The organism is Caldisalinibacter kiritimatiensis, from assembly GCF_000387765.1.
Classification (GTDB): Bacteria; Bacillota; Clostridia; order Tissierellales; family Caldisalinibacteraceae; genus Caldisalinibacter; species Caldisalinibacter kiritimatiensis.
Genome location: NZ_ARZA01000057.1, coordinates 1 through 6,061 on the forward strand (window position 1 = coordinate 1; position 6,061 = coordinate 6,061).

General features: G+C 30.3%; 7 protein-coding genes. All 7 read right to left on the minus strand.

All coding sequences use genetic code 11. The annotated features are described in order from the left end of the window. Positions 1–254 precede the first annotated feature (254 nt). The 7 genes from phoU to L21TH_RS02265 all read right to left on the minus strand — a co-directional run bounded on the left by phoU (position 255) and on the right by L21TH_RS02265 (position 5,810). On the minus strand, positions 255–902 hold the full coding sequence (phoU, locus tag L21TH_RS02235) for a phosphate signaling complex protein PhoU (RefSeq protein WP_006308089.1): 648 nt from the start codon (positions 900–902) through the stop codon (positions 255–257). An 85-nt stretch (positions 903–987) separates the two neighbouring features. Then, positions 988–1,743, minus strand: a complete 756-nt coding sequence (gene pstB, locus L21TH_RS02240) for a phosphate ABC transporter ATP-binding protein PstB (protein WP_006308090.1) — start codon at positions 1,741–1,743, stop codon at positions 988–990. Positions 1,744–1,763: 20 nt separating this feature from the next. Then, positions 1,764–2,591: a phosphate ABC transporter permease PstA gene (gene pstA / locus L21TH_RS02245; RefSeq protein ID WP_006308091.1), complete on the minus strand. Its 828-nt coding sequence runs from the start codon at positions 2,589–2,591 to the stop codon at positions 1,764–1,766. Beyond that, entirely contained in the window at positions 2,591–3,511 is a 921-nt protein-coding gene (gene pstC, locus L21TH_RS02250) for a phosphate ABC transporter permease subunit PstC (protein WP_006308092.1), read from the minus strand. The genes pstA and pstC overlap by 1 nt, the downstream gene beginning before the upstream one ends. Positions 3,512–3,686: 175 nt before the next feature. Next, positions 3,687–4,583 carry a phosphate ABC transporter substrate-binding protein gene (locus L21TH_RS02255; protein ID WP_006308093.1) on the minus strand — a complete coding sequence of 299 codons (897 nt, stop codon included), beginning with the start codon at positions 4,581–4,583 and terminating at the stop codon, positions 3,687–3,689. A 217-nt stretch (positions 4,584–4,800) separates the two neighbouring features. Continuing rightward, complete coding sequence (locus tag L21TH_RS02260) at positions 4,801–5,049, minus strand: DUF2164 domain-containing protein (protein WP_006308094.1); 249 nt, start codon at positions 5,047–5,049, stop codon at positions 4,801–4,803. 20 nt (positions 5,050–5,069) lie between these two features. After that, positions 5,070–5,810 carry a DUF429 domain-containing protein gene (locus tag L21TH_RS02265; protein ID WP_006308095.1) on the minus strand — a complete coding sequence of 247 codons (741 nt, stop codon included), beginning with the start codon at positions 5,808–5,810 and terminating at the stop codon, positions 5,070–5,072. Positions 5,811–6,061: the final 251 nt, after the last annotated feature.

Sequence of the window (6,061 nt, forward strand, 5' to 3'; positions counted from 1 at the left end):
AAAAATACAAAAATAAATAAAAAAATTACCTTATCTCTGTTAAATTTTTGATAAGTCATAATTATATCCCCCAATTATTATAAAATTCACTAAATAAAATACTTTATAAGCCAAAGTAATTACTAAATAAATATGCTTTTTATTATGTATATATTTCATATAAAAGAAAAAAACCGGTCAAAATACCGGTTTTAACTAAATATATTAAGTATAAATAATAACATCCCTATATCAAACTTATAGGGATGTTTAAGCTAATATACTACTCTTTCACCAGTTACCATGTAATGAATTCTCTCGCATATATTTGTAGTATGGTCACCTATTCTCTCTAGATATCTTCCAATTAATAATAAATGCATTACTTGTTCCATGATTGTTTTATCTTCAGTCAACATTTGTAGAAGTTCAACATAAATATCTTCGTAAATATCATCTACAATGTCATCCATTTCTGCTACTTCGTTAGCTAATTCTAAGTCTTCGTTAACAAAACTATCTAGGCTTTTCTTAACCATAGATCTAGCTACATCCGCCATCTTAGGAATATCTATTAATGGTTTTATAAACTTTTCTTTCCCTATTTTTTTAGTTATATTTGCAATGTTAACGCCATGGTCTCCTATTCTTTCTAAATCAGTAATTATCTTTAATACTGTACTTATTCTTCTTAAGTCTATTGCCTTTGGCTGCTGTAGTGCTATTAACTCTAAACACTTTTGTTCTATCTGAACTTCAATAATATCTATTTTATCATCTAATTCAATCACTTTGTCAGCCATTTCTAAGTCTTGGTTAACTAAAGCTTTCAATGCTAAGTCAATAGCATCCTCAACCATAGCCCCCATCTTTAAAAGTGATTTTTCCAATTCTTTTAACTGCTGTTCAAAAGCTTCTCTCACCTTTACCACCCTTTCATTCCCTTATGTCATAAAAATATATTTAATCTATATTAAAGCATCTTTTCTATAAAATGTCAACTATTTTTTAACCAAATCTACCAGTAATATAGTCCTCTGTCTTTTTATTTTCAGGATTTGAGAATATCTTAGCAGTTTCACCAAACTCAATTAGTTCTCCCATTAAGAAGAAAGCTGTATTATCTGAAATTCTACCAGCTTGTTGCATTGAGTGTGTAACAATAACTATTGTATACTTATCTTTTAATTCTTCAACTAAGTCCTCAATCCTAGCAGTTGCAATAGGGTCAAGAGCTGATGTTGGCTCATCCATTAATAGTACTTCAGGCTCAACAGCTAAAGCTCTAGCTATACATAATCTTTGTTGTTGTCCTCCTGACAATCCTAAAGCATTTTTCTTCAAACGGTCTTTTACCTCATCCCATAAAGCTGATCCTCTTAAACTCTTCTCAACTATTTCATCAAGTTTAGACTTTTTCTTTATACCATGAGTTCTAGGTCCATATGCTACATTATCATATATACTCATTGGAAAAGGATTTGGCTTTTGAAAAACCATTCCTACTCTTTTTCTTAATTTTATAACGTCAATATTTCTATAAACATCTTTTCCATCTAATTTAACATCTCCAGTTATTTTCACATTTTCAACTAAATCATTCATTCTATTAAGTGTTTTTAAGAAGGTTGACTTACCACAACCAGATGGTCCGATTAAAGCAGTAACTTTTTTTTCAATAATATCCATGTTTATATTCTTTAATGCTTGAAAATCTCCATAAAATAAATCTAAATTTCTAATTGATATTTTAACATCACTCATACTTTCACCCCTTTTATTGTCTACGCCTTAGTTTTGTCAAATTTAGCTGCTAATTTATTAGTAGTAAAGTTTATAAGTAAAATAATTATAATAAGTATAGTTGCAGTAGCGTATGCTTTCTCAAAGGAAAGTCCTTCTTTAGCTAAAAAGTATAAATGTACAGAAAGTGTTCTTCCTGACTCAAATAAGCTTGTAGGTATATCTCTTCCCATTCCTGCAGTAAATATTACTGCAGCTGTTTCACCTACAACCCTACCAATACTTAGTATTACTGCCGCTAATATTCCTGGCAAAGCACTTGGTAATACAACTAATCTAATAGTACGAAGTTTAGATGTACCTAAAGCTAAACTACCCTCTCTATATGAATTTGGAACAGCTTTTAAAGCTTCTTCTGTTGTTCTTACAATTGTAGGTAACACCATTATACTTAATGTTAATGCACCTGCTAATATACACCAACTCATTTCTAATTTTGTAACAAAGAAAATAAAACCAAATAATCCGTAAATTATTGAAGGTATACCTGCCAAACTTTCAGTTGCAAAACGTATTATTCTAACGACTTTTCCTGGCTTAGCATATTCAACTAAATACACCGCAGCAAATATACCAATAGGAGTAGAAATTACTACTGTTAACAACACCATGTATACGGTAGTAATAATCATTGGAAAAATACCACCTTCTTCTCCTACTGGTGCAGTAGTAAGGAACTCCCAGTTTATTTCACCTATTCCATTAATTATAACATATAATAAAATCCATGCTAATATACCTACTGTTATAAACGAGGAAACCCAAATTAAACCTTTAATAATAGAATCAGTAATTTTTCTCTTTTTCATTAATGATCACCTGCCTTAGCAGTTACTACATTTAATATTATATTTAAAGCCATTATAAAAATAAATAAAATTACACCTATTCCGAATAGTGCCTGTTGATGTAATCCGAACGCATATCCCATCTCTATAGCGATACCAGCTGTCATTGTACGTATACTATCTGTTAGCTGATTAGGTATTAACGGTGAGTTACCTGCTACTAGAATAACTGCCATTGTTTCTCCAATAGCTCTACCTATTCCAAGAACTACTGCCGCTAATATACCAGATTTTGCAGCTGGTAAAATAACTTTAAATATAGTCTGGATATGAGATGCCCCCATAGCTAACGAGCCTTCTTTATATTCTTTAGGTACAGCTCTTATAGATGTTTCTGATATACTAACCACAGTTGGTAGTATCATTACTGATAATATAAAAATCGCCGCTAATAAACTATTACCCGCTCCACCTATATATTTACTTATCATCGGTACAATAACTAATAAGCCAAAGAAACCATATACAACTGACGGAATACCTGCAAGTAATTCAACTGCTGGGCGTACAATTTTAACCATCCAATCTGGAGCTAATTCTGCTATAAAAACAGATGTCAGAATTCCTATCGGTACCCCTAAAATAATAGCTCCAAAAGTTGCATATACAGAACCAACTATCATAGGAAATATCCCAAATGTATCATGTAATGGATGCCACTCCATACCTAAAATAAAGTCCTTTAAACCAATTTTAAATATCGCAGGACTACCTTGAACAAAAATAAAAAAAGTTATTAAAGCAACACAAATAATAGCCGTGCTGGCACTTATAAAGAATATCCATTCAACAATCTTCTCACCAATTACTCTCGATTTGCTCTGCGACATTATTTCATTATCTGCTTCTTTTTTTACTACTTCGCTATCGCTAGCTCTCACTCAAATCCCTCCTAGCAAACAAAATAGGCATTAACCTATAAAATATTAAGTTATTATAAGCATCTATTAAATATTGTTAAAAATTTATATAAACATGAGTACAGACTCCACCCTTAAGTGGAGCCTATAACTCTTATATCGCATTTTATATTGTTATCTGTCGTATTTATCGCAATTATTTTACAGGTATACACTTTTCAGCTACTATTTCTTGTCCTTCGCTGCTAAACATGAAATCCATGTAAGCTTTAACTAATTCGTTCATTTCTCCGTTTGTTATCATTAAGAATGGTCTGTAAATTGGATATTTTTCAGCTTTGATGTTTTCAACTGTTGGTTCAACTCCGTTGATTTTTACTCCTTTAACGCTATCGTTTAAGTATGATAGAGATATGTACCCAATTGCATATTCTTTCTTAGAAACGTTAGCTCTTACAGCTCCGTTACCTTCTGCTATTAATGCATCTTCTCTTACTAAACTCTTATCTTCGCCTTCTAATCCTACTATTTCTTCGAAAGCTCCTCTTGTTCCTGAACCAGACTCACGGCTAATTACAACAATCTCATGGTCTTCTCCGCCTACTTCTTTCCAATTTTTAATTTCGCCTTTGAATATTTTTTGTACTTGCTCTTTTGTTAAATCTCCAACTTTGTTGTTTGGATGAACTATAACTGCAATACCATCGTATGCAATTACGTGCTTAGTTAATCCCCATTCTTCTTCTTTTGCTTTTAAGTTACGTGAAGCCATTCCGATGTCACAAGCACCTTCATGAGCAGCTTTAACTCCTGCTGAAGAACCTATACCTTGCACTTGTATTTTTACATTTGGATGTCTTTCCATGAATGCATCTGCAACTTTTTCTGCAGTTGGAGTTACTGAAGTCGAACCTGCTATAACAATATTACCCTCTAATTCATTCTTAGTTTCACTTGCTTTCTCTTCACTTTGATTTGATTCGCTAGTGTTTGCATCAGTATTTGTATCTTGACTACATGCAGCAAACACCGACATTGAAAGTACTAATACAGCTACTAAAATAAGAAGTTTTGATTTTGTTAAGAATCTCATGCTTTGTCCCCTTTCATTTGAATTTTTTATTATTTCGAGTACATGTAAATTATAGCAATTCGTATCTTATAATGTGTTTAGCGTCTGTTAATGGTTTGTTAAGTCTATGTTAAGGTATAAACTTCCTATTCTTACACTTTATAAATAATGTGTATGTACTATTTCTTAATAATGTTTTTTAGATTGCTTTAGTTTCTAGAATCTACATTATTATATATTATAATTTATTTACATCCTTATACAGTAAATCATAATCAAATTCTATATCTTCCATTTTGCTTTCAAACCATATTTTAGCATTATCTAATGCTTTATTATAAACAACACTACCTAAATTCTCTAAGAAAAAATCTAAAACTTTTTCAGCTGCTATAATACCAATTTCTTTATCATGTTCTTCATAAAAAAATTTCTGTATTTCACTAATTAACATTTCTTTTTCATGTTTTGATAATTTTAATATCATTTACTCACTCCTTTCTCTATTTAGTTAACTGGAATTAATATAAAACCATCTTTATCATCACCATACAATTTAACTTTTCCTTTTTTATAGCACCAATAAGCACAATATGAACACAAAAAAGCATCCACTTTATCTTCCAAATGCTTTAGTTTACTACCTGTGTAAGAAGTTAGGTTAATATTAGGATTAAAGTAGCTTTTTATATTATTTACTTTTATTTTGTCTTGTTCTAATTCTCCTAATCTACTTAATAATCTTAACATTTCTTCTTTTGTTTTCTTTAAAGGTATTTTAGCTTTTCTTTTATATTTAATTGGATATATATCAGAAAACAATCCTAAACATATTCCTGTTGGAAAGGTTTCAAATATTATATGTTTATTGCTTCTAAAATCTGATGTTATTATAAAGCTTTTATTTTTTTTTCTTATTTCTGATACTAACGCTTCACCTCTTATAGAGCCATATATTTTTAACAAATAGCTCCGATTCGCTGTAAATACAGATAATCTTTTACCTTTTATTCTGTCTTTCATGATTAATCTATCACAAAGACGAGAACCTTCTTCATTGTTCACTATTAATGGAGCATCTATAGCTACAAGTACTCCTTTTTTTGCAAATTTTCCTATTAAAATAGCTATTTCATTATCTGTATAAACTTTAGACTCACAAAATACAATATCACCTTTTTCATCAATTACACATATACCTGTTTCATTTTTATACGTCCAAGCTAAATCTATTCCTATAAAGTGCATATAGACACCTCCCTTTTTTTGACACTTTTTTATCTACTTATTTAAGTTTATAGTTCAATAGCTACTTATATTTATCCTTCCTAACTTCTATAATAAATCTTCATATATGTAATTTTAGTATCTGCTACTTATGTTAGTGAATAATTTACACTATTATATGCATTATAATGGTATATTTACTTTATTATATAGCTTAAAAGCAGAAGTTTCGCATCTAAAAGATTTTAATGGGCGCTAGCCCTCAAGAATAG

Coding starts and splice junctions, on each gene's coding strand:
- pstB (WP_006308090.1), bottom strand. CDS start 1,743: ATGAGTGATGTTAAAATATCAATTAGAAATTTAGATTTATTTTATGGA.
- pstA (WP_006308091.1), bottom strand. CDS start 2,591: ATGAAAAAGAGAAAAATTACTGATTCTATTATTAAAGGTTTAATTTGG.
- L21TH_RS02255 (WP_006308093.1), bottom strand. CDS start 4,583: ATGAGATTCTTAACAAAATCAAAACTTCTTATTTTAGTAGCTGTATTA.
- L21TH_RS02260 (WP_006308094.1), bottom strand. CDS start 5,049: ATGATATTAAAATTATCAAAACATGAAAAAGAAATGTTAATTAGTGAA.
- L21TH_RS02265 (WP_006308095.1), bottom strand. CDS start 5,810: ATGCACTTTATAGGAATAGATTTAGCTTGGACGTATAAAAATGAAACA.